This window comes from Duncaniella sp. (assembly GCF_029054785.1).
In the GTDB taxonomy this organism is placed as follows: Bacteria; Bacteroidota; Bacteroidia; order Bacteroidales; family Muribaculaceae; genus Duncaniella.
The window spans coordinates 15,876-39,793 of record NZ_JAIDEN010000027.1 but is presented as its reverse complement, the minus strand read 5'-3'; the positions used below and the strand labels follow the sequence as shown (position 1 = coordinate 39,793).

Below are 23,918 nucleotides of genomic sequence, written 5' to 3'. Positions count from 1 at the left end.
TAATCAATTTTCATAGTTGGATTGTTAAAAAAGAAACGCTTCAACTATTTTGATTTATGAGACATATACTGACTCTGTGGCTGGTCATGGCCATAGCGGGCATGCAGGCAGTAGGCGCGCAGACTTCCGATACGGTTCCGGCCATCACGCCGGAAGGATTTGTGACACCCGGCGGCGCCATGGGGCGTCCGCCGCGTCCGGACCGTCCGACAGTCGGTCTTGTGCTCAGTGGCGGAGGCGCCAAGGGCATAGCCCACATCGGCATGATCCAGGCGCTTGAAGACGCCGGAATCCCGATCGACTATATCACCGGCACCTCGATGGGTGCGATTGTCGGAGGCCTCTATGCGTCGGGCTATTCTCCCGCTGAGATGATCGAGCTGATCGCCTCGAAAGATTTCGGCTACTGGAGCACCGGGCGGATTGATCCGTCGGACACCTATTATTTCAGCTCGCGGCGCGACACTCCGTCGTTTGTCACTCTGAACATCGGCAAGGACTCGACGCAGATCACTTCGGTGCTGCCGATCAGCCTGATCAACCCGATCCCGATGAACTATGCGTTTTTCGAACTGTTCAGCCCCTACACCCTGCAATGCGGCGGCGATTTCAACAAGCTCTTTGTGCCCTATCGCTGCGTGACATCCAACGTCTATGCCAAACACAAGGTTGTGCTGGGCCGCGGACCTCTCGGCGATGCCGTCAGAATGTCGATGTCCTTTCCGATGGTCTTCGAACCGATAGAGCTGAACGGTGTGCCGATGTATGACGGCGGCATCTATGACAATTATCCGGTCGACGTCATGATGGAAGAGTTCGCCCCGGACGCCGTCATCGGAGTCAATGTCAGTTCAGGCAAGACCTCCCCGGACTCGCGCAACATGATGGACCAGCTCGAAGAAATGATCATGCAGCCCAATGACTACCCCTTCCCCTCGGACAAGGGGATCAGCATCCGCATCAATCTCGAAGAGTTCGGGCTTCTGGCTTTCGACCGCTACCGCGAGATCTACGACATAGGCTATAAGCGCGGACTGGAGATGATGGATTCGATCAAGGCGCGGATCAGCCAGCGGGTCGACAGCAGTGTTGTCAGCGCCGCCCGCCGAGAGTTCAAGAGCGCCACTCCGCAGGTACGCATAGCCGACGTGAATGTCAGCGGTGGCAAAGGGGTGGAGAATGCCTATCTGAAATCGTTTTTCGGGCATAGGCGCGATGGGTCCACGCTCGATCTCGCACAGGGACGCGATGCCTACTATCGGGCCGCGACATCCGGAGGAATTCAGAATTTCGTGCCTACCCCGCGCTTCAATGTCCGCGACAGCCTTGTCGATCTGGATTTCAAAGCCATAATCAAAGACCCGTTCACGGTCGGAGTCGGGGGCTACATATCCTCATCGACCAACAGCATGCTCTTTTTCAATGCCGGTTACAACCGACTGAGCTTCCGGACCCTGCGGGCCAATATCAATGCCTGGCTTGGGCAGAGCTACATGGCGGCTGAGGGCGATTTCAGCTTCATCTTCAATTCGAGACGTCCGTCGGCGATGGTTGCGCGTTTCGTCAGCTCGCGGCAGAAGTACCACGAGACCGAAAAGCTCTTCTATCAGATCCATGAGCCTGATTTTGTGGTCAAATCCGAGACTTTCGGCCAATTGTTTTACACCTCGGCCACATCTCAGCGCTCGCAGCTGACGGCAGGCATCGGCGCAGGCCATCTGACCGACCGGTTTCATGCGCAGCTGATCGGCGAGGAACAGGTGTCAGGGCGCAACAGCGGCATATCCGACCTCGGCGAACTCTTTGCCTCCTGGGAACTGAACACTCTTGACAATCAGCTCAATCCGACATCTGGAATCGATCTGCGCACCGGAGTGCTCGGCGCACTGGGCCGTTACCACTACAAGGCAGAGGACAGCCGGGAGCGTTCTTACAGGCGCAACCTAAAATGGGTGCAGGCCTCCGCCTCGGTCGCCGACTATCTTGTCCTTGACAAGCAATTCTCCCTCGGATTGCTCGGCAATGTACTGCTGTCGACGCGCAAGCTCCTCCCGACCTACGATGCTTCCATTGTCTCGGCTGAAGCCTTCCACCCGACACCGTCGAGCTACAACTATTTCAACACAAAGCTGAGGGCCAATTCCTACGTGGCGGCGGGAGTGGCTCCTGTGTGGAAAATCTCAGGATCGTTTCAGCTGAGAGGTTCTTTCCACTGCTTCCTGCCTGTGCGCAAAATAGTCTACGACAACGGGGCCGCCTCATACGGGAAGTGGCTTCATGATCCGGAGTTTTTCGGTGAGATCCAGGCCGTCATAGCCTTGCCGTTCGGCTCGATAAGCGCCTATGGCAACTATACGCCGGCCCATGACAGCAACTGGAGTTTCGGCATCTCGATCGGCGCCTTTATCCTTGCGCCTCGTTTTCTGAAGTAGGAGGCCAGGGGCGTCCGTCGATCAGCAGAGTCGGGCAACCGATCGAGCCTGCGGGCAAGATGTCTTTGTCCATGCTGTCGCCGATGACAAGCACTTCTTCTGGTTGCAGACCGAGGGCTTCCACACCGAGGCGGAAAATTTCGGGGTCGGGCTTGCTCAGGCCTACTTTGGCGCTTTCGATCACGGCTTTGAAATAGCCGCTCAGGCCGAAATCCTCAAGCACGGCGTCAAGATTGCCGTAGAAATTCGAAACTAAGACAAGGGGCCATCTCCGGGAGAGTGCCTCAAGCGTCAGTTTGGATTCTGAAGTGCAGGTCCGGGCCGTGTCATAGCAATAGCGGGCCACCCGCTCGCAGGTCCGTCCGTCGGGTATCGGGTCAAGGACCGAGCTTTCCGCCTCGATCTTTTTGAGCATCACATCGAAGAACGTGTCGGAAGGATCGATGACACCTGGACAGGCAAGATAGCGCTCACCGTGGATGTAGGCCCGGCAGAATTCATCGATGTCGATGTTGAGGCCCGCATGGCGCCAGCCGTCAAGGATTATGCGGCTCCAGTGGTCGCCGTGGCTGTCAAGTGTGCCGCCATAGTCGAAAATTATGCCTTTGACATTTTCGGGGACGAAATCAATCAGGTCGGTATAGTCCTTTGCCGAGCCGGATGATAAAGTGTTTACAGATTTTTTCATGGCTGATTGTCATGTATGCAAGAAGGATGTTGAACACCGTCAGCTCCACTGCGAAGTACAGCCAGGGCTGGCCGATGAGCAGGGAGGTGAACAGTGAGATCGTCCTCCAGTTGAAAGAGAGAATGTTGGTGTATTTCATCAGTGGGAGAGAGGCCCGGCGGAAATCTTCGCGGAATTCCGCAGGGATATTGCCGTCGGGGAAGCGCCGGCGCAGCTCGCGGCGCAGTCTCTGCATTGCCGGAGTGAAAGCCTCCTGTTGGCGTGTGTAGGCCAGATAGGTCCCCGTCGAGAGCCGTTTCCAGAAGTCAGACTTCCAGGTGATGCCGCTTTCCTTGAGCTGCTTTTCCAGCTGGTCGGCGCTGTCAAGCTCGCTCCCTTCCTCACCTTTGAGGAAATAGAGATGGAACTGGCGGTAGTAGTCGGCCATTGCAGCCTGGCGGGTGTGGCATATTCCGGTGACCACGGCAGTCACCCAGAGGATCCACGGGTGGAGGCTGAAGAACGGCGAGAATGTGTTTTCCCGCAGGACGATTGCTATGTAGATGGCGGCAAACCAGAAGTCGCCGCAGAGACCGTCGAGGATACGGCCCAGCCGGGAATACTGTTTTGTCATGCGGGCGAGCTGTCCGTCGGCGCTGTCGAAAGAATTGGCCCAGACGAGCAGCAGCATTCCCGCAACGTTGATCCACAGATCCGGATAGTAGAAGAGCACACCCGCACCGATTCCGAGAAAAATCGCGGCAATGGTGATGGCGTTGGGGGAGACTCCGAAGCGCGCGGCCAGCCTGGCCCACATATAGCCTATGGGGCGGTAGAAAGCCAGGTCGATACCTTCTTCGGTATCCATTGACTTCAGCGAGCGTCGGTAGTCTTCCTTGAGATTCTTCTTCATTATGCTTGAGTGGAGGGGCCGGAGGCCACGTAGCCGGTATATGCCTTCATGAAGCGGGCGAATGCCGGGATCTTCATGAACACGTATTCAAAGAGAGCATATCCGCCGAGGGTGCAGCTGATTCCGGCGAGCACGTCGAGGATATAGTGGTGTGAGGTATAGACCGCCGTGAACCAGATGCCGAGGCAGATGAAGGCGAAGAGTGCGCGCAGCAGGTTTGAGCAGCGGGCTCTGAGCGAGTAGATGAATGCAATGAGCATGTAGGCGGCATGGAGCGACGGCATTGCCGCAAAGACGTTGGCATTTCGCGAATAGAGACCGTGGAAGATGTTCAGGCCCGTCATCTCGTCCCATTTTCCGAGTCCGGCCACTTCGCCCGGAGTGCCTACGATGAAATCGAATCCGTGGGATGCTACATACCACGGCGGAGCGGCCGGGTGGATGTAGTAGATGGCGAATCCGATGAGGTTGACCAGCAGAAACACCAGCGAGAAGTGGAGATAGACTGAATATTGGCGCTTGTAATAGAGCCAGATGCCGAAGAGGATCGGCACCGGGACCCAGCAGAGATAAAACAGTCCGGCCATGAAGTCCATCAGCGTGCAGTTGTGGATGGCGAAAAACTCGTTAGGAGTGAGTGTTCCGGTTGCCGAGGCTATGCCGAAGAGGCTTTTTTCGCAGTCATAGAGTGCGCGGATGTCAACCGGATTGACTTCATAGTTGGGGACGATGTTCATCCAGTCATAGGAGATGGCGAAGACGGCGAATGGCAGCATCGCCACGACGAAACGGCGTGAGGTCGCGGTAATGAAGAGCAGCAGAGTCAGAGTTCCGGCGATGTAGATGTGTTCCGGGCGGAAACCCACACAGATGCTTGTCACTGCTATCCAGAGCAGCACAACCGGAATGATTATAGCCGTTTCGCGACGTGTCGGAAATGAAAATCCTGTCATGATAACGATTGGAAAAAGACCGGGAGAGCAGTCCTGGGGGTGATTATTTTTTGCTGAGAAGACGGCGGCAGTGGTTGATGCGGGCGAAGGCCGTGATGTTGGCAAACACGGCGATCACGCCCATGCAGAAGATGAGGATGCTGACGGCATCGAATCTGGCGGGATCGACACACTGGCCTGTGATGCCTGTGGCGAGTGCGCCGATGGTGGTGACTACCACGCGTTCGGGGCGCTGCATGAAGCCGACCTTGCATTCGAGTCCGAGGCCTTCGGCGCGGGCGCGGACATAGCTGACCATGATGGAGCCGACGAGGGCCACGAAGGTGATCAGGGCGCCGATCACGTAGCCGGTCTGGATCAGGTAGTAGCTCAGGCCGCCGAGGGTGAACAGCTCGCAGTAGCGGTCAAGCACCGAGTCATACATGGCTCCGAAAGTGGAGGTCATGTTGCCGATGCGCGCAACCTGGCCGTCAAGCATGTCGAAAAGCGAGAAGAGGATGATGACCACACCGCCCCAGGTCATGAGCGGATAGTTCATGTCGGTGCCCGGAGTGGCGCTGTAACCGGCATAGACGAAGATGGCGGCAGCGGCGATGTTGCCGAGCAGCCCGATGGTGGTGACCATGTTGGGGGTGACTCCGATGCGGATCAGAAAGCGCACGAAGGGGTTGATGATGAAGTAGATGCCTTGCTGGAGGCTATCGCGGAAACGCTTGAATGTCGATGATTTCTGTGTCATTGTCATTTCGTTTTCAGCCATTGTATACTGTGATGTGTTGATGGGGTTGAGCCGTGGGCGCAGTCGGAGGCGGTCCGTAGCGGGGGATCAGTCGATGTGCTCTTTTGCGGCGGTATTCTGATTTGATTTTTTTACAAAGAGATTGACAAAGCGGATGGCATAGGGGTCAAAGGGGGTCTTGCGGTAGACGAAATTGCGCTGGAGCACGAAATTCCATCCCCAGGAGACGGCGAGCGAGGCGGCCAGACGCGAGGCGGCGAAGATGCCGTCGGGCTTGAAGCCGAGGTCGAGCAGCCACTGCCATTTGCTCAGCAGAGTGGCCAGTCCGGTTGTGCCGTACATGTTGAGCAGCAGCGATCCGGTCCAGACCAGGAAGTATTTCACTCCGACGGCTTTCACGCTCTGACCGGCGGCGTGGAACGTGAAGCGGTAGTTGATGCAGCAGTTCACGATTCCTCCTGCAATGGCGCCTATTGCCACCGAGAGGTTTGAGCGGTAGAAGGGTTCGAGGGCCACGAAGACGAAGGAGTAGAGCAGCATGCTCGTGCCGAGATCGACCCATGACGCGACCTGCGATGAGACCGACGAGCGCAGAAAGGTGGAGATCAGGCCTCCGCCGTGGAGAAATTTATCTTTCAGCTCACTGTATTTTGACATGTTGTCGGTATTGTTTTTTTATCCTTAATCCTTAAAAGAAGAAATACATTGCCAGGGCCAGGATGACTTCGCCGTAGATTCCGGCCAGGATGTCGTCGGCCATGATGCCGGTGCCTCCGGGCAGGTCTTCCATCTTTCTGACACCGAGTGGCTTGACTATGTCGAAAAAGCGGAAGAGGATCAGTGAGATGACGGCCCAGAGCCAGAATTTGCCGCTTGTGAGCGCATCGGGCTGCCCGGCGAAGACCGACAGCGGAAGCATGGTGATCCACTGCCCTACGGTTTCGTCCATCACAACCCGCGAGGGGTCCGGTCCCCAGTGCTGCTCGGCCACTCCTGCCGACCAGATGCCGAGGACGGTGAAGACCAGGATGAGACCAAGAGTGGCAAGGAAGGTGCCTGTCACATGGCCTGTCAGGACAAGCGGCAGCCAGAGGATCAGTCCGACGACTGCTCCTGCGGTTCCGGGACCGTAGGGCCAGTAACCGGCGCCGAACGATGTGGCTATGAAACGCGGGAGAAAGGGGAAATGTGAGTTGTCGGTCATTTTCGTGATGATTTTCGGGCGTTGTGGCTTTTGATTTCCGAGAGGATCGCACGGGCGATCACTGCCGAGGCTTCGGCGCGGCATGGGGCGAAGCTCGGCCAGTCGTTGAAGTCGATGATCGTGAACGAGCCGTCGGGCAGGATTATGGCGTCGCCGCCGTAGATCTTGATGTCCAGGGCTTCGGCTGCGCGGGTGCAGACCTCCTTCAGTTTGTCGTGGTCGAACTGCGGCTTTCCCTCGTCGGTCCCGTTGGCCTCGCGTGATCCGTAATGGAAGAAGCAGTGGAACCAGGGGGTGCCGTAGACGCCGTAGAATTTCAGCAGCTCGCCTTCGATGTGGCGGTTGATGACGGCCCGCTTGATGCCGCGCAGGAAGTATTCCTGCACCACTTCCTGGGCCTCTTCGGTGTGGCGCACATAGGTGACGTCCTCCTTGTGCATCGTGTGGAAGTCGCCGCGCTTGATCCAGGCCTTGGTCATCCCGGCCTCTTTCATGCGTTCGGTCACGACCTCGTTGGTGTTGACAATCAGGCTGTCGGGTGTCGGGATATTGCTCCCGATGAGGATGCGGGTGAGGCGTTCGCGGGTGCAGTTTTCGATGCCGTAGCCTGAGTTGATGACCAGCGCGCCTTCGTCTTCCATCTTCTGGAGTATCGGGAAAGAGCGGTGGTGGCGACACATGCTGACGATGATATCTTCAGTCACCTGTCCGGCCATCAGCTGCTCTTCGCTGTATATTTTCACCTCGCATCCGCGTTTGCGCAACTGTTCGGCTGTGAGGTTGAGGATGGCGGCGTCATTGCCGATATGATTGGGCGAGTATGCGCCGGCTCTCATGATCCCGGCTATCTTTATGTCAGCCATTATATCGTTTGAGGTTAGATTGGTTTTCAGAAAGGAAGATTTCGGCTTCGCGCAGGTCGGAGACGTGGTCGGCGTCGATGATTTTCGAGAACGGACGGGCTTTGAGCCTGAGTCCGGCGGCCACAAGCGAGCGCTGGAAGTCGCGCATGCGGGTTTTTCCGGCTGCGGCGCAGTCGTCAAGCAGGCTGAATGCCTCAGGGCGCAGGGCGTAGATGCCTCCGGAGACGTAGTGAGTGTCGTGGAGCGGACGGTCAAGGAAGCCTGTGATCTCTCCGTCGGGTCCGGCGGCCACATAGAGCGGTTTCTCGTCTGCGACGTATGATGTTACGGCCATATAGCCGTCGGCCTCTTTGTCAGCCTCGAATTCGGCGATGAATTTCCCGAATTCGTCGGGGAGGAAGACGCTGTCGACTGTCAGCAGGCAGAACGGTTGGCGGCGGTCCATCGAACGGGCAAGTTCGCGGAAACTTTCCATCGAGCCTGAGGTGGTTCTGACCGTCAGCCGCAGTTCGCAGCCCGCAGGGGTGAGTGACCGCAGATAGTCGGCCACTTCGCTCATCTCTTCGTTGACGATTATATATACAGTACGCGCGCCCGCGAGGGAGAGCACTTCGATCAGCCGTCCGATCATCGGTTTGCCTCCAAGACGCACCAATGGTTTCGGAAGATCTTGTCCTTCCATTTTCAGGCGTGAGCCCTGGCCGGCGGCAATGATGGCGAAGTCCATTGTGAAATTTCCTTTCAGGGGAGATTGTTATCCGCGGTCGGCGGGGAGCTTGTCGCTGCCTTTGTCGAAATTCTGTTTGCGAAGAGGGTTGGCGGTCGCTTCAGCCTCGCGCCGGCGGTTGCGGTAGATGTCGATGGCGGTGTAGATGGCCTCGCGCATCGACTGTTCGTCGGCTTTGCCCTGGCCTGCGATGTCATAGGCGGTGCCGTGGTCGGGCGAAGTGCGCACGAAGGGGAGTCCGGCGGTGAAGTTCACGCCGTTTTCGGCGGCAAGGAGCTTGAAGGGGATCAGGCCCTGGTCGTGATACATTGCCAGGATGCCGTCAAACTTGGTGTAGGCGCCGCTGCCGAAAAATCCGTCGGCGGGATAGGGGCCGAAAGCGAGGATCTTGCGCTTGGCCGCTTCGGCGATGGCGGGGGCGATGATTTCAGTCTCCTCCGAGCCGATGACTCCGGCGTCGCCTGCATGAGGATTGAGCGCGAGCACGGCGATACGCGGTCCGTGGAGTCCGAAGTCTTCGACCAGCGAGCGGTTGAAAGCTGCGATCTTGTCGGTGACGCTCTTTGCAGTGATGCCTGCGGCGACTGTCGCGATGCTGTCATGGATGGTGACAAGCGCCACGCGCAGATTTCCGCCACACATGATCATCATGGCTTCGCGGCCTCCGCCGAGGCGCTCCTGGAGATATTCCGTGTGGCCGGGGAAGTTGAATGCGTCGCTGTGGATGGTCTGTTTGTTGATCGGGGCTGTGACGAGCACGTCGATCAGTCCGTCGCGCAGATCGGCAGTAGCCCGTTCGAGGGCGGCGAGGGCTGCCTGTCCTGCTGTCTGGGTTGCCTGTCCGGGTTCGACCTTGCAGTCTTCCGGAACCACGTTGATGATGTTGATCTGCTCTTCGGCTGCCTTGTCGGGGCTGTCGATCTGGAAGAGCCGGAAGTCAGGAAGCTCGATGCCTTTGCGGTAGAAGTTGGCTATTTTTGCCGAGCCGTAGATCACCGGAGTGCACAGCTCTGCTATGCGCACATCGCCAAGGGCTTTCAGCAGTACTTCATAGCCGACGCCATTGATGTCTCCGTGGGTGATTCCGACACGAATTTTTCTATCTTGTTCCATTTGTCAGTGCATAATGTGAAATAGAGAGAGGGCGGATGCAGCGGGCCGCACACACCAATCTCAATTAAGTGGTAAAGTTACTAAAAAAGTCCTATCGGGGTCTGCGGCTGTCTGTGGTTTAACATTTATTAAGAAGCAGCCTGCCGATAAACACTGATGTCAGCGGCTGTTGGGAATGGAAGTGAAGTGTGTGAAATTTGTGTTTTATTCTGTTAAGGTAGGTTAAATTTTATTCGCTTCACTTCTGAATTTGTTAATTTTGCACCCCGAAATTGTAGAGCTTGACAATATCAGATTTATCTTTTTCTTCTTCTCATGTTTCCTTCTCGTTAACCGAGATCTTTACAGACCATACATTATGCGTTTAAGTAACTTATTGTTAGGTGTTTCCATTGCTGGTGCACTGCTGACTTCGTGCACTGCTGATGAGATCGCAATCCCCCGTCGCGAACTCTATGCACGTGAATTTATCAAGAAGTTCGGTGTCATCGACCCGAACCGCAATCTCAATGCAGCCCGTCACTCCGGGATCAACATCGTCACCACAGCCCCGACAGATGTCAAGGTCTATGCCGATGTTGACGGAAAGCGCTACCTTTTTGCCAAAGGACGCAGGATAAACGGCACAACAACACTCAAATTCGACATTCCCGCATCGGTCAAGGAAGTGATCGTCGATGCCGGAGGCACGAAAACCATTGCCGCCATCGGATCTACGGTCAGGGTCGACGCTCCCTCAAGAAGCGGCTCAGGTGTTCAGAATTTTTCGTCGGGTCAATACGTAGGAAAAGGAGTTCAGGATCCATCGTCGGAGGGCGGCTCAGGTATCACTGCCGAACTCTGCACCGAAAAAAAAGACTGGATGGTGGTTCCCTTGCTCAATGCCACTATCTTCCGCCGCAAGATGCCGGAAGGCTGCTATAATTCCAGCCGCGACGGGGTCGACAACGACTTCATGCTGAAGTTCAAGAAGAATGACATCATTATCCGTCCTCTCTACTGGCAGACAAGCCAGCAGCTGGAATTCGGACTCTTTTACTTTGATGGAGATGGCAAACCAGTCCACTGTCCGATCTACGATATGGAGAAAAACACGGAAAACGAGCCTGTCGACAATCTGGCTCTCTGTTGGGTGCCCTCAGAGACAAAGTCAATCACCATCAAGGATTTCATGAATGATGAGGTGTTCATGGAGTGCCTGAACAACAACGGAATATCGGTGATCGACCGAGTCGGCAACTACGGAGCGGAATACAGATATATCGATGTCTACTCTCTTGATAACTTCCGCGGCTTCACCACTTCGATCTGTGACAGAGACATGACTCATGCCTGCCGTGAATATCTTGACCGGATCGGTATCAAAAACGATCCGGACGCTCCGGCTGACAGCAGATTCAACTATGTCTACCGCTGGAGAATGACAGGCGACAAGCTCAAAGACAAAAATGGTAATGATATTTATGACAAGACGTTCACCGCTAAGGCTGAGAACCTGAATTGGGAATGGATGTGTCCAAAAAAGGATCTGGAGATCGTCTATACATATTATAATTATGACTATGAGAACAAAGCCAAGGGCTGGTCAAATCGGTTGCCTGATATGATAGGCGATCTGACGATGGACGATAATAATTATCCGTCTCTGATTTCCAAGGGAATCAAGGTGCATCTCGATGACATCGACAAGGCTTATGGAGGATATATCAAGAGTGCCTACAACGGCTATCTCTATTCCTACTCTCCGCTGAACAAAGGGGTGAGATGGGTGCCGGGACCCGGTGCCGAACGAACAGAAGAGTTCCAAGACGAACAAAGCGGTGTCAAAAGTTTTAGGTATCCCGAATCAGCATTTGTCAAAGATCCGCATCGCAATGCTTTCCGCGCCGTGACCTGGCTGGGATCCAAATATGAATGGAGATATATGTCGTTTGAGGATGGTACGATCGGCGATACATACAGCCGCTCAAGCTGCGATTTCGACATGCAGGATTTCGTGTTTATCCTCGATGACGACACTGAGGTCTACCACGATCCGGTCGACTCAATCATCCATCCCGACGATCCCGAACCTGAGGCTTACCGTTGGCTGATCGCTGCCGAGGACTTGGCCGGAACATACGACTGGGACTTCAACGACGCTGTCTTTGCCGTTACGGCTACGCCTATTGTCGACGGCGAGAAAGACAATGCAGTTCAGACATGGATCACAGTCGAACCCCTCGCCGCAGGCGGTACACTGCCCATCTACGTGATGTTCAACGGAGATATTATTGATGAGAAGGGTAATGATCACGGTAAGGGTCATTTCAACATCGGCCCTGAACTTCACAAATGGCTCGGAGGCTATTACCGCAGCCCGATCAACGTTGACGCCCCCGTGGCATCGGCAAAGGGTATTCCGCTTTCGTTCCATGTGGACGGCCAGTGGTCGCTGACCGATGAATATAAGGACAATCCCCAGTGGTCTGAGAAGGATGTCAAGGGTATGGGCGGCTTCTATGTGCTTGTCAATCCCGGTGACGGTCTGCACTATATGGAGAATGCTATCAGGCCTTTCGACGAGAAGTTGCTCGACGATGAGAACCACTACCACATGGTGACCCCTCCCACCTCGTTCAAGAATGGTGAAGAACCGGTCTATGTATCGCCCGAAATGCTCTGTCTTGAGGCTTCTTGGCGCTGGCCGATGGAGGAGCAGGGAATCCACGAGGTTTATTACAACTTTGAGCAGTGGCTCAAAGACGGGACTACCGAATGGTACACCGGAGGCGCTACATGGGACGCTAACCGAGTAGTCAGCCGCGAGTAAATTCTTACTGAATACATTTTAACCCGCGCCCCGGAAGCCATTTTTAAGGCCTCCGGGGCGCGATTACGTTTTGGGCGGGGTATGCGTAGTGTCGCACCTACGGCGCTTTTTTTGTGGGGAGGTGGTATCGTTATACCACAGCTGCGGACACCTACGGCGCCCTTGCAGTGGCCTGGATTCTTCCGACCGCTACGCGGCCCGCCTGGCGCGTGAAGCCCGCACGGGCGTCCACAACGAGACATCCCGCATGGGCATCCACAACGAGACATCCCGCATGGGCGTCCACAACGAGACATCCCGGATGGGCATCCGAAGGACATGTGTCCGCATGGGCGTCCGTAGGACGCAGATTTATCATAGCCCGTGACACCGTCGCGCAGCGACAGGTGTCACGGGTTTGGTGTATATAGAATAAGAAAGGTGTCCGACAGGACACCGATTTACCGTCATCCAAATCCGCCACAAAATAACCGATATTAAATCCGTAATAAAATCGGACAAATCATCACCCCGTAAATCCGTGTCCTACCGGACACGCCGCATGGGGGGAATTCATTGTTCCCGTGACACCGACGCGTCACGGGCTACGATAAATCTGCGTCCTTCGGACGCCCATGCGGACACACATCCACGGATGCGTCCGTCTCGGACACATATCCACGGACGCGCCATGCGGTGCGGGCTGGCCGCGTAGCGGTCGGAAGAATCCAGGCCACTGCAAGGGCCCCAGAGGGGTCCGCAGCTGTGGTATGCCGATACCATCCTCTCCTCCCAAAAAAGCGCCGTAGGTGCGACACTCCCGCTTGTCACCCGATGATTTCGGAGAGGATTGCCACGGCGGTCTCTACGTTGGGGACATCGGAGATGGCAAACGAACGTTTGCCATTGCGCTCGCGGATCTGCACACGCCGCGGATTGGACGTCAGATAGGAAAGCATCTTACCGAACATCTCCGACTGATAGTAAGCCTTGTTGCTCTCGTCGACAAAATAGGTGTACATCTTGCCCTGCTTCAGAGCCACTTTCTCGATACCCAGACGGCGGGCGAAACTCCGCAGGCGCGGGATGCGCAGCAGCTCGGCTGTGACAGGCGGGATGGCGCCGAAGCGGTCGGTCAGGCGGCTTTTGAATGCCTGAAGATCCAGTTCGCGCTCAATGCCGTCGAGCTCCTGATAGAGGGCAATGCGTTCGCTCTCGGTGGGGACATAGTCGGCGGGCAGAAGCAGCTCCATATCGCTTTCGATCACACAGTCGGCCACATAGTCGGTCTCTTCCTCTCCGAGGCGGTCGGCCTGGTCGAGATCCGAGAACTCCTCCGTGCGGAGTTCGGTGACAGCCTCCTTCAGAATCTTCTGGTAGGTCTCATAGCCCAGATCGGCTATGAATCCCGACTGCTCGGCACCAAGGAGGTTGCCGGCGCCGCGGATGTCGAGGTCCTGCATGGCGATGTGTATGCCGCTGCCGAGGTCACTGAAACTTTCGATGGCCTGAAGTCGGCGGCGCGCCACGGGAGTCAGCGGGATGTGGGGCGGGACGAGCAGATAGCAGAAAGCCTTGCGGTTGCTGCGGCCCACGCGTCCGCGCAGCTGATGAAGCTCGCTGAGGCCGAAATTCTGCGCGTTGTTGACAATGATGGTGTTGACGTTGGGCATGTCGATGCCGCTCTCGATGATGGTAGTGGCTATCAGGACATCATAGTCATGGTTGGCGAAGTCGATGATGGCCTTTTCGAGCTTTTCGGGGGGCATCTGCCCGTGGGCCACGATCACACGCGCATCGGGCACAAGCCGCTTGACCTGCGCCTCCAGTTCGTAGAGGCCCTCGATGCGGTTGTTGATCATGAACACCTGGCCGTTGCGCGAGAGTTCGAAGTTGACAGCCTCAGATACAATATCGTCGCCGCCGGCGCAGACAGAGGTTATGATCGGATAGCGGTTGGCCGGGGGAGTGTTGAGCGCCGTGAGGTCGCGCGCGCCCATCAGCGAGAACTGGAGGGTGCGGGGGATCGGCGTTGCGCTCATGGTCAGAGTGTCGACGTTGACTTTCATCTGCTTGAGCTTCTCCTTGACGGCAACGCCGAACTTCTGCTCCTCGTCGACTATCAGCAGACCGAGATCCTTGAAGCGGACCTCCTTGCCGATCAGCTTATGGGTGCCGATCAGGATGTCGATCTTACCGTCGGCGAGATCACGGACAATCTCCTTGACCTGCTTGGCAGTGCGGGCGCGGGATATGTAGTCAACGCGGACGGGCAGTTCTTTCAGACGGTCGCGGAAGGTGTTGAAGTGCTGATAGGCCAGGACGGTCGTCGGGACGAGCACAGCGGTCTGTTTGCCGTCGGCAGCCGCCTTGAAAGCCGCGCGGATGGCAATTTCGGTCTTTCCGAAGCCCACGTCGCCGCAGATCAGGCGGTCCATCGGCTTGTCGCTCTCCATGTCGGCCTTGACAGCCTTTGTTGCCGTGAGCTGGTCAGGGGTGTCCTCATAGATGAACGACGCCTCCAGTTCCTGCTGGAGATAGCTGTCAGGGGCAAAGGCATGGCCCTTCTCGTCCTTTCGGGCGGCGTAGAGCTTTATGAGATCGCGGGCGATGTCCTTGAGCTTCGACTTGGTGCGCTCCTTCATCTTGTTCCATGCGCCGGAACCGAGTTTGTTGATTTTCGGAGGCACGCCCTCCTTGCCCCGGTATTTCGCGAGTTTGTGGAGCGCGTGGATGGAGACGAAGATGATGTCGTCATTGGCATAGACCAGCTTGATCATCTCCTGGGTCTTGCCGTTGACATTGGTGCGCAGCAGGCCGGCGAATTTGCCGACACCGTGGTCCACGTGGACTATGAAATCGCCCGGCTCGATGGCGCTGAGTTCTTTGAGTGAGAGAGCGAGCTTGCCGGAGCGGGCGCGGTCGCTTTTGAGAGTGTATTTGTGGAAACGGTCAAAGATCTGATGGTCGGTGAAGACGCAGATCTTCAGCGAATGGTCGGTGAAACCCTCGTGGACGGTCGGCATCACCGGCGCGAAGTCAATCGAATCGCCGCGGTCGGCAAAAATCACCTTCAGGCGCTCGATCTGCTTCTCGCTGTCGCTGAGGATGTAGATGCGGTAGCCCTCGGCGAGAAATTTCGAGAAACTTTCGCTGATCAGCTCGAAATTTTTGTGGTAGATGACCTGCGGGGAGCAGTGGAAATCAATCGAGGCCTTGGCTGCGGTGTCGGGCCTGGCGGCGGCTGTGAAGCGCAGCTGGCGGAAGGAGCTGAAGCGGCGGGCAAAGGCATCGCCGTCGACCACCTGCTTCATGGCGTTGGTGTCTGTCGCGGCATCGACCGCGGCCAGGGCGCTCTGTGAAAGCTCTTCGGCACCGATGGCCTTGACGCGCTCTACGGTGTAGAGGGCATCGCGGACAACGAAAAGAGTCGACGGATCTACATATTCCAGCAGAGACTCGCCCGAAGACTGCGAGGCCACCCCTGAGGTGACGGCGATCTCCTGAAGCTGCTTCTCCGAGAGCTGTGTCTCGATGTTGAAAGTGCGGATCGAGTCGATCTCGTCGCCGAAGAAGTCGACGCGAAACGGAAGCTCATGGCTGTAACCGAAGATGTCGAGGATTGAGCCGCGGGAGGCGAACTGGCCCGGCTCATAGACGTAGTCCACCTCCAGAAAACCGTTTTCACGCAGCCAGGCGATGGTCTCCGTCATGTCGGTCTCGCTGTCTTTGCGCAGATGGAGAGTGTGGCGGTCGATCACCTCGCGCCGGGCCACTTTCTCGGCCAGGGCCTCAGGGTAGGTGACCACATAGACCGGCGCCCGGTCGGAGTGCCACTGGTTGAGGGCCTCGGTCCGCAGGATCTGCGACGGCGGATCGACCTGGCCATATTTGATGTCGCGCTTGTAGCCGGAGGGGAAAAGCAACACCCGGTCTTCGCCGAGAATGCGGCTGAGGTCGTGGTAGATATAGCCGGCATCGTCAAGCGAGTCTCCGACCACCACCGTCGGGACCTTGCGCGGGGGCAGGGCTGCGAGCATCAGGGCCGGGGACGATCCGGCCAGATTGTAGACCGACGTAATTGCAGCCTCGCCGCCGAGAGCCTTTTCAAGGGCCTCCCGGCGGCGTGACGACATGAATTCATCGCTTAACTGCTGTATGGAGATCATGTGCGTTGGTTGAGTGTGTGACAGAAGAGTTACTTATTTCTTTTTGCCTAATATTTCGTTGAAGCGGGGAGTGGTCAGGACGGCAGTGGCCGAGTCGACTGCCTGGTCGTCGCGAAGCGAGTAGATGACTTCGCCGCGGTTGAAATAGTAGCGGCTAAGGAGTTCGCCGGCGATGTAGGGGGTCAGATTCTTGCGGTTGATGTCGAGGTCATGCTTGAGGTCGTGGCGCAGCATGGCCGCGAGCACATCGAACTGCGCCGCAGTCGAGTCGTTCATATAGCCTTCGGCAGTGGCGATCTCGCGCAGCTGCTTGACGGCGCTCTCGCAGACTTTGTCGTAGTTGAATTTTTCTGGGTCGATGAAGTCCTTGAACTCGGCGTAGATCTCGTCGGTCACCTCGAATGTCTCCGGCGAGGCAATGGAGTCATGGGTGGCGGCATACTTGTTGGCGAAGTTGAACGCCCAGTTGTCGCGGACAACATTGTAGGTCAGACGGTTGACCTCGGGATATTCGATCTTGATGTCGGGGGTGATGCCGCCTCCGTCGCGCACCTCGCGTCCGCCGGCGGTCTTGAACACGTTTGTCAGGCTGTCGGGGATCCTTGCCACAGATCCGTCAGGATTGCGCCGCGAGTAGTCGATGGCCTGGATCAGACGGCCTGAGGGGATGTAGTATTTGGCGATGGTCACTTTGAGCATGCCGTCGTAGGGCAGTTCGCGTGTGCTCTGCACGAGTCCTTTGCCGAAAGAGCGGTTGCCGATGATGACGGCGCGGTCAAGATCCTGAAGAGCGCCGGAGACGATTTCCGAAGCTGAGGCGGAACTGCCGTCGACAAGCACTGCAAGAGGAATTTTGGTGTCTATGGGGTTGACGCTGGTCTTGTAGACTTTCTCGTTGAGCACTCCCTTGCCGCGTGTGGTCAGGACAGCGGTACCTTTCGGGAGGAAGAAACCGAGGATCTCGATGGCGCTTTCAACCAGGCCGCCTCCGTTGCCGCGGAGGTCAAGGATCAGGCCCTTGGCTCCATCCTTGATCAGTTTCTCGACACCGGCGCGGACTTCGGCAGCGCTTTTTTCCGAGAAGGTGTTCAGGCCGATGTAGCCGATCTCAGGACGGACCATTCCGACGTAAGGCACGGGTGGAATCTGGATCTTCGCACGCTTGAACTCGAAGGTCTTGATCGAGTCACTGACCCAGGGACGCTTCATCACGAGTTTCAGGGTCGATCCGCTCTGGCCTTTCAGTTTGTTGCTGACACGGTCGGAGGTCCAGCCAAGGACCGAGTCGCCGTCGATCGACACGAAGAGGTCGCCGGGGCGCAGGCCCGCTTTCTGTGCGGGGCTGCCCTCGTAGGGTTCGGAGATGATGACACCCTCCTCGTTCTGCTGGATGATAGAGCCGATACCGCCATATTCGCCGGTGGTCATGGTGCGGAAAGCATCCTGATCCTTGGCCGAGAAGTATTCGGTGTATGGGTCTATGTCGTTGAGCATCGCCGCGATGGCCGTGTTGATCGACTTTTCGGCGTCGATGGAGTCTACGTAGAAAGTCTGGAGCTCCTTGTAGAGAGCGTTGAATATGTCAAGGTTGCGTGAGATCTCGTTTTTTTTGCTGCGTGTAGCCGCAGAGGCAAGCATACAGAGCAGCACGAGCGACGCGGCAATAAGGGTAAGTTTTTTCATACTCCTGAATGATAGTGAATTGATGAAAGTCCGTGAGGGTGAGAGACGTGAGTCCCATAGGCCGTTTTTTTTGACAACCTCCTGGGGTGTCTGATTTCCTGTCTTCGGAAACGGAGACCAAAGATAATCAATAATTACAACAATCAAAATATCAATCTCGTTTAAACATGTTAAGAGGTCGCTTAAAATTGCTGACGGCAATTATCCTGTGCACTTTTTTGGAATCTAAATAAATTAACTTATCTTTGCCAGACTTAAAAACCGTTAACAATAGAGGTTGTTTAAAAACAAGAGTTAAAATCTGAGTGGAGTATCTTTTAGATAAATTATTGTAAATGAGAAAGGAGCATAGCGAGCTATGCGACTGACGAATTTCAACAATTTAGCAAAAGAGACACCAAGGCTCAGGTAACTTTAAAAAGTCTCAGACATGAAATTATTAAAAGAAAAAAGATAATACCGTCGCCTGCGAAAGTTTTTAACTATTGTTGTTAATCAACCTCTTAACCTTAAATTCACCAATGAGGAAAACACTTTCACTTTTCTGCCTGGCGGCAGCGCCTTTTGTGTGTGCTGACGAGCCGGCAAGCGACACTCTCCTGAAAGTTCAGGCTGAAGTGCGCCTTGACTATCAGCACGACTGGCTTGACGGAAGCACCGTCAAAGACAACACGGGCTTCGAGGGCAAATATATCAACGTCCGTGTCGACGGCAACATCACCGACGGTCTGAGCTATTCGTGGCGTCAGCGTTTCAACAAAGCCCACAAGGATGCCTCGTTTTTCGATGCGACTGACTGGGTCTATCTCAACTATGATTTCGGCCGATGGTCTGTGGCCGGAGGCAAGCAGGTGGTGGCGATAGGCGGCTGGGAATATGACCGCTCGCCGATCGACCTCTACGGCTGCTCTGTTTTCTGGAACAATATCCCCTGCTATCAGATCGGCGGATCGGTCAGCTTCCGTCCCTCTGCCTCTGACAGACTGACCTTCCAGCTCTGCGAAAGCCCGTTCTACACGGCTGAAAACCGCGACATGTATGCCTACAACCTGATGTGGAACGGCAGCCACGGCTTCTATGACGCCATCTGGTCGGCCAACCTCATCGAATATGCCCCGGACCGCTATATCAGCTACCTCGTTCTTGGCAACAAGTTTACTTTCAACAAAGTGTCGGTTGAACTGGATCTGATGAACCGCGCCGCTTCCCACCAGACATTCTTCCTGCGCGACATGTCGGTGATGGGCGAAGTGGCCTATGCACCGGCTCGGAAGTGGAGGGTCTTCGGCAAGATGACCTATGATGTCAACCGCACCCACACCGATGCCGACCATTGTGTCACTCCCGGCACAGAAATGAAAATGGCCGGTGCGGGTGTCGAATTCTATCCGCTCGACAACGGACGTCATAATCTGCGTTTTCACGCCAATATGTTCTATTCGTGGGGCAGCAACGGAAACACAGCCGATGTCATGCAGAACAAGACGATGCTCGTTGACTTCGGTGTCAAATGGAACATGAACCTATTGTCACTCAAACGTTAATGCCCCGCCGGGGCTCAATTGCCTTTCACAACACTCAACCAACCTTAGAATCCCCACCATGGAAAAAACTGAACGCAGGACACAGTCCCGCTCATTCTCACTGAAACGTTTAATCCCGACAGGTGTGCCCTGTCTGGCGGTTGTTTTTCTCCTCTTCTGGTATGTAGGTTCTATCATGGGGCTGCCCAACATGCTCAACACGATCATGCACACAGCCCATGATCTTCTGCTCAACACGGTGTTCTACCTCATGGGTATCTGTGTGGTCACCGGAGCCATCGGCCGTCTGTTTGTCGAATTCGGAGTGGTCAAACTCCTTGAGAATATCCTGCGCCCACTGATGCGTCCGCTCTTCAACCTGCCCGGTGTGGCAGCACTGGGTGCTACGATGACCTTCCTGAGCGACAACCCCGCAATCATCTCCCTCTCGCAGGACCGCCGCTTCTGCCGCTATTTCAAGAAGTTTCAATACATCTCTCTGACCAACTTCGGAACAGCCTTCGGCATGGGACTCCTCGTCATGGTCTTCATGGTCGGCCAGGGCTACTATATCGAACCGGTCATCGGCCTCTTCGGCGCCTTCTGCGGTTGTATCGTCTCCACACGTCTGATGCAATATTTCGTCATAAAGGCCTATCCCTCTTTCGCTGTCGAGGATGCGGTCACCAAAGAGGCCGATAAGCTGGAGGAAGAAGAGACCAAGGTTGAATCCAAGTCGGTTTTCATCCGCACACTCAACTCGCTCCTTGACGGAGGCCGCACGGGTGTTGACGTCGGCATTGCGATTATCCCCGGTGTGCTGATCATCTCCACGCTGGTCATGATCCTGACTTTCGGCGCATCTGAAAACGGCTATACGGGAGCTGCCTATGAAGGCATAGAACTTCTCCCCTGGCTTGCCTCGAAGGTCAATTTCGTCTTCGAATGGCTCTTCGGTTTCAATGATCCCCATCTCGTGGCCTTCCCGATCACAGCCCTCGGCGCAGTTGGCGCGGCCCTGAGTCTGGTGCCCAACTTTGCAGCACAGGGATGGATCGACGGCAATGCGATCGCAGTCTTCACAGCCATCGGCATGTGCTGGAGCGGCTATCTCAGCACCCACACCGCCATGCTTGACTCTCTGGGCTACCGCGAACTGACTCCGAAAGCCATTCTGGCCCATACGGTCGGAGGCATTGTGGCCGCAATTGTCGCCCACATGGTATTTCTTGCTGTCAGCCTGCTCTGAAAAGCTTTGAAGATAAGCGAAAAAGGAGTTTATAAAAACTTTTTTTCAAATTTTCTTGCAAAAGGTTGCATAATTAAAAAAAACGGTGTAATTTTGCAACGCAAATTTCGGTAGAGACCGAATTGAAATTGCACCTGCTTCAGTAGCTCAGTTGGTTAGAGCACCTGACTGTTAATCAGGGGGTCGTTGGTTCAAGCCCATCCTGAAGCGCAAAACGCCATACTTAAAACAATATCCTGCTTCAGTAGCTCAGTTGGTTAGAGCACCTGACTGTTAATCAGGGGGTCGTTGGTTCAAGCCCATCCTGAAGCGCAAAGCAAGGAGCCAGGCGGTCCGGAAATCATTCCGGACCGCCTGATTTTGTATTTTCAAATTCCTGCTTTCAATTGATTGATTTGAGCGCAAACACGATTTATATGATCCAGCCCATATAATAGAGAATTGCTATCAATATCCATCCAAGAGAATAATGTCTTGATTTTTGAGTAAATGTTTATCACATACGAAGTGTCTATCGTTGACGTGGTTGTAGCAAAACAAATCGTTTCGTGATGTGCGATACGATTGCGCAATGAATTTACCTTGTCAAGCTCGTTGAATATATAAGTCTGGTTATACTGCATTTCCCTTGATGAACGCGGCTTGTTAGGGAATATGGATAGAAGATTACGACCGGTTACCCGATATTGTATTGGTGAAAACATATACTTCCATATACCAAATTCCATCTCTGCAAGTAATTTAGAATGGCTATATGAATGGGATTGAATTAGCTTGCGATGGGCAAATGATATTATGTCGCGAGTTTTTCTTAAAATCGGTTCTGCAAATACGCCGTCAGGCATAATTGAATCTCTCAGCCAGTCATCCCCAAGATTATCTGTAAGTTTTCGGTCTATCGCATTACGGAGGGCGACTTCAAAGCAACAGACAATAGTAAACATTTCCTGTGAAATCTGAAGATTATAGCGATATAGTGTCATAGCCTTACGGGTATCGCCGCCGCAGGCTGTCAGATACCGCTCCATTCTTTTGGCGGACATTATTTTTTCAAAATCTGCGTATTTCATCAGAAAATCGTAACCTTTTGGAGTAAAGTTTTGTTTTTAAGATAGAAAGCACTATCTTTGTAGTGTTGAATCCCGGTAGCCCCTGTATATCAAGCTATCGGGTTTTGTTTTTCTGCAAAGATAGTGATTTTATTGTATTATGCAATCGCAGAAAGAAATAAGGGGTGATCAGCGCTTTACCGCAGCTGTGCATAATTATCGTATCTTTCCACGTGAAAATGATAAAATAGTATCACTTAGGGCATCCTTTTTTTACATAAATTTGCAAAAAGCGATTTCACGCTCATCGCGACAAGTCTCACAGACCTGAAATGACGACACTGCAAACCGCCTGACTACGACCACAAAAACTCTCATCCATGATATTTCTTACCTAAATCACATTTTACGCTTATGATTAAACATTTACTCTCTTGCGCGGCCATTTCAATCATTGCTTTCGGTGCAAAGGCCGAGAAAACAGTATCAACTTTATGGGAAAGCGCAGAACCCGTCACCATCACCTGGGGTTCGCCAAGCTGCGAAATCTCAGCTGCCAAATGTGAAGATTTCAAAGCCGGTGACATACTCGGCTTTACCGTCGCTGAAAAAACCGACGATGACGCGTGGCCTCAGTTTACAATCTGCGGTTCCGACGCAGACTGGAAGTGGATTGACCTTCACAACATCGGGGTATGGAACGAAACCTCATTCCCGGCCGTCATGGAATATGAAATGACCGAGGACTTCGTCGAAAAAGCGAAGGTACACGGAATATTCCTCAAGGGAACAGCTATCAAAATTTCAAAAATCACGCTTACAGCCGAAACCGGTCCGACAGTCCCCACTACGGAAAAAACGCTGTCGCTTGACGGCAACAATCTCCTGCTGAGCCAGTTTGTTGAGCTTCCAGATGACACGGAAATAATCGTTACCCTCTCGATCTCAAACAAAGATTCCAACGTTGCTGCCGGATGGGGTGTGGGCGCCATACATCCGATCAGCGACTACTCAACCACTCGATACGGCTTTAATGCCAAGGAAGTCTCTGAAGAAGGAGCCTTGAATACCTACAAATTTACTGCTGTACAATTTAAGGAATGGGCAAAAGAGAACGGCGAATATATCACAGACCAATACAACCAGCAGGGTCTGAGCTTCAACGTATACAACGGAGCTACTATCGTAAGTATCGTGGCTAAAATCAAGAATGACCCCTCAGGTATCGCCGACATCGTGCTTGACAATGAAAATGCTCCCGTTGAATTCTTCAACCTCCAGGGCGTTCGCGTCGAGAATCCTTCAAACGGCCTCTACATCCGCCGTCAGGGTAACAAGGTTTCAAAAGTAATCATCCGGTAAAGCAGTACTTTTCAACCTATAAAAACACTACTACAAACCGGACCTGTAAAACATGCGCATCCGCTCCTCCTCACCGGGAAGCGGATGTTTTTGTCACACACCGCCTTTGTAGGGACGCGATTCAACCGCGTCCGCATCAGGCCCATAAAAACACAACCCGCGTACCTGCGGGCAGGTACGCGGGCGTCCGAAAGGACGCGGATTTACTCATAGCCCCTGACGCACGCGCATCGCGCAGAGTGTCGGGGGTTGTGGTTTTCATCCCCAATAAAAGTGTCCGCCAGGACACGGATTTACCTCACCCCCCAAAAAACATATTCCGTAAATCGAGGATGTTGCAAAACTGTGATTCCCGGTCGAGGATGGTTTTGCTATATCCGCTTCTTCGTGTCTGATCATTGCGGTGGATGCGGATGCTCCGTGGAGCGGCGTTCCATACTTGTAGGGCTGCACCACGGTGCAGCCGTTTCACACGGGAAAA

General features: G+C 54.5%; 18 protein-coding genes and 2 tRNA genes. 7 read left to right on the top strand and 13 right to left on the bottom strand.

Annotated elements, in window-relative coordinates; translation table 11 throughout:
• The first annotated feature begins 56 nt into the window (after window positions 1-56).
• Complete coding sequence (locus tag K2H17_RS01685; protein ID WP_300130641.1) at window positions 57-2,432, top strand: patatin-like phospholipase family protein; 2,376 nt, start codon at window positions 57-59, stop codon at window positions 2,430-2,432.
• Here K2H17_RS01685 and K2H17_RS01680 read toward each other — a convergent pair.
• The 9 genes from K2H17_RS01680 to pdxA form a co-directional block, all read right to left on the bottom strand.
• Complete coding sequence (locus tag K2H17_RS01680; RefSeq protein ID WP_300130639.1) at window positions 2,404-3,120, bottom strand: HAD family hydrolase; 717 nt, start codon at window positions 3,118-3,120, stop codon at window positions 2,404-2,406. The two genes, K2H17_RS01685 and K2H17_RS01680, sit on opposite strands and share 29 nt — an antisense overlap.
• Window positions 3,059-4,012, bottom strand: coding sequence for a CDP-alcohol phosphatidyltransferase family protein (locus K2H17_RS01675; protein ID WP_300130638.1), 954 nt, complete (start codon window positions 4,010-4,012; stop codon window positions 3,059-3,061). Before K2H17_RS01675 ends, K2H17_RS01680 begins: the two co-directional genes overlap by 62 nt.
• Window positions 4,012-4,965, bottom strand: coding sequence for a phosphatase PAP2 family protein (locus K2H17_RS01670; protein ID WP_300130636.1), 954 nt, complete (start codon window positions 4,963-4,965; stop codon window positions 4,012-4,014). Before K2H17_RS01670 ends, K2H17_RS01675 begins: the two co-directional genes overlap by 1 nt.
• 43 nt (window positions 4,966-5,008) lie before the next feature.
• Entirely contained in the window at window positions 5,009-5,725 is a 717-nt protein-coding gene (locus tag K2H17_RS01665; protein WP_300130634.1) for a CDP-alcohol phosphatidyltransferase family protein, read from the bottom strand.
• Window positions 5,726-5,791: 66 nt separating this feature from the next.
• Window positions 5,792-6,361: a GtrA family protein gene (locus tag K2H17_RS01660; protein WP_300130633.1), complete on the bottom strand. Its 570-nt coding sequence runs from the start codon at window positions 6,359-6,361 to the stop codon at window positions 5,792-5,794.
• Between the two features lie 31 nt (window positions 6,362-6,392).
• Window positions 6,393-6,908 (bottom strand): phosphatidylglycerophosphatase A, encoded by a 516-nt coding sequence (locus K2H17_RS01655; protein ID WP_300130632.1) that lies wholly within the window; start codon window positions 6,906-6,908, stop codon window positions 6,393-6,395.
• Window positions 6,905-7,771 carry a hypothetical protein gene (locus tag K2H17_RS01650; RefSeq protein ID WP_300130629.1) on the bottom strand — a complete coding sequence of 289 codons (867 nt, stop codon included), beginning with the start codon at window positions 7,769-7,771 and terminating at the stop codon, window positions 6,905-6,907. Before K2H17_RS01650 ends, K2H17_RS01655 begins: the two co-directional genes overlap by 4 nt.
• Window positions 7,764-8,498 carry a sugar phosphate nucleotidyltransferase gene (locus K2H17_RS01645; protein WP_300130627.1) on the bottom strand — a complete coding sequence of 245 codons (735 nt, stop codon included), beginning with the start codon at window positions 8,496-8,498 and terminating at the stop codon, window positions 7,764-7,766. The genes K2H17_RS01650 and K2H17_RS01645 overlap by 8 nt, the downstream gene beginning before the upstream one ends.
• Window positions 8,499-8,525: 27 nt before the next feature.
• On the bottom strand, window positions 8,526-9,611 hold the full coding sequence (gene pdxA / locus K2H17_RS01640) for a 4-hydroxythreonine-4-phosphate dehydrogenase PdxA (protein WP_300130623.1): 1,086 nt from the start codon (window positions 9,609-9,611) through the stop codon (window positions 8,526-8,528).
• Between the two features lie 358 nt (window positions 9,612-9,969).
• On the opposite strand from pdxA, the gene K2H17_RS01635 reads away from it, so the two are divergent.
• Entirely contained in the window at window positions 9,970-12,423 is a 2,454-nt protein-coding gene (locus tag K2H17_RS01635; protein ID WP_300130620.1) for a hypothetical protein, read from the top strand.
• A 151-nt stretch (window positions 12,424-12,574) separates the two neighbouring features.
• On the opposite strand, the gene K2H17_RS01630 is transcribed toward K2H17_RS01635, so the two are convergent.
• The 3 genes from K2H17_RS01630 to K2H17_RS01620 form a co-directional block, all read right to left on the bottom strand.
• Window positions 12,575-12,781, bottom strand: a complete 207-nt coding sequence (locus K2H17_RS01630; protein WP_300130617.1) for a hypothetical protein — start codon at window positions 12,779-12,781, stop codon at window positions 12,575-12,577.
• 448 nt (window positions 12,782-13,229) lie between these two features.
• A complete protein-coding gene (gene mfd / locus K2H17_RS01625; RefSeq protein ID WP_300130657.1) occupies window positions 13,230-16,538 on the bottom strand; it encodes a transcription-repair coupling factor in 3,309 nt (1,102 codons plus the stop codon).
• 66 nt (window positions 16,539-16,604) lie between these two features.
• A complete protein-coding gene (locus tag K2H17_RS01620) occupies window positions 16,605-18,254 on the bottom strand; it encodes a S41 family peptidase (RefSeq protein ID WP_300130614.1) in 1,650 nt (549 codons plus the stop codon).
• 521 nt (window positions 18,255-18,775) lie between these two features.
• On the opposite strand from K2H17_RS01620, the gene K2H17_RS01615 reads away from it, so the two are divergent.
• The 4 genes from K2H17_RS01615 to K2H17_RS01600 all read left to right on the top strand — a co-directional run bounded on the left by K2H17_RS01615 (window position 18,776) and on the right by K2H17_RS01600 (window position 21,338).
• Window positions 18,776-19,798 (top strand): porin, encoded by a 1,023-nt coding sequence (locus tag K2H17_RS01615; RefSeq protein ID WP_300130612.1) that lies wholly within the window; start codon window positions 18,776-18,778, stop codon window positions 19,796-19,798.
• 58 nt (window positions 19,799-19,856) lie between these two features.
• Window positions 19,857-21,026: a nucleoside recognition domain-containing protein gene (locus K2H17_RS01610; protein WP_300130610.1), complete on the top strand. Its 1,170-nt coding sequence runs from the start codon at window positions 19,857-19,859 to the stop codon at window positions 21,024-21,026.
• 136 nt (window positions 21,027-21,162) lie between these two features.
• A tRNA-Asn gene (locus tag K2H17_RS01605) sits at window positions 21,163-21,236 on the top strand.
• A gap of 28 nt (window positions 21,237-21,264) precedes the next feature.
• Window positions 21,265-21,338, top strand: a tRNA-Asn gene (locus K2H17_RS01600).
• A 56-nt stretch (window positions 21,339-21,394) separates the two neighbouring features.
• On the opposite strand, the gene K2H17_RS01595 is transcribed toward K2H17_RS01600, so the two are convergent.
• Complete coding sequence (locus K2H17_RS01595) at window positions 21,395-22,096, bottom strand: Abi family protein (RefSeq protein WP_300130607.1); 702 nt, start codon at window positions 22,094-22,096, stop codon at window positions 21,395-21,397.
• A gap of 393 nt (window positions 22,097-22,489) precedes the next feature.
• Here K2H17_RS01595 and K2H17_RS01590 point away from each other — a divergent pair, with 393 nt between their 5' ends.
• Window positions 22,490-23,437: a hypothetical protein gene (locus tag K2H17_RS01590; protein WP_300130605.1), complete on the top strand. Its 948-nt coding sequence runs from the start codon at window positions 22,490-22,492 to the stop codon at window positions 23,435-23,437.
• Window positions 23,438-23,918: the final 481 nt, after the last annotated feature.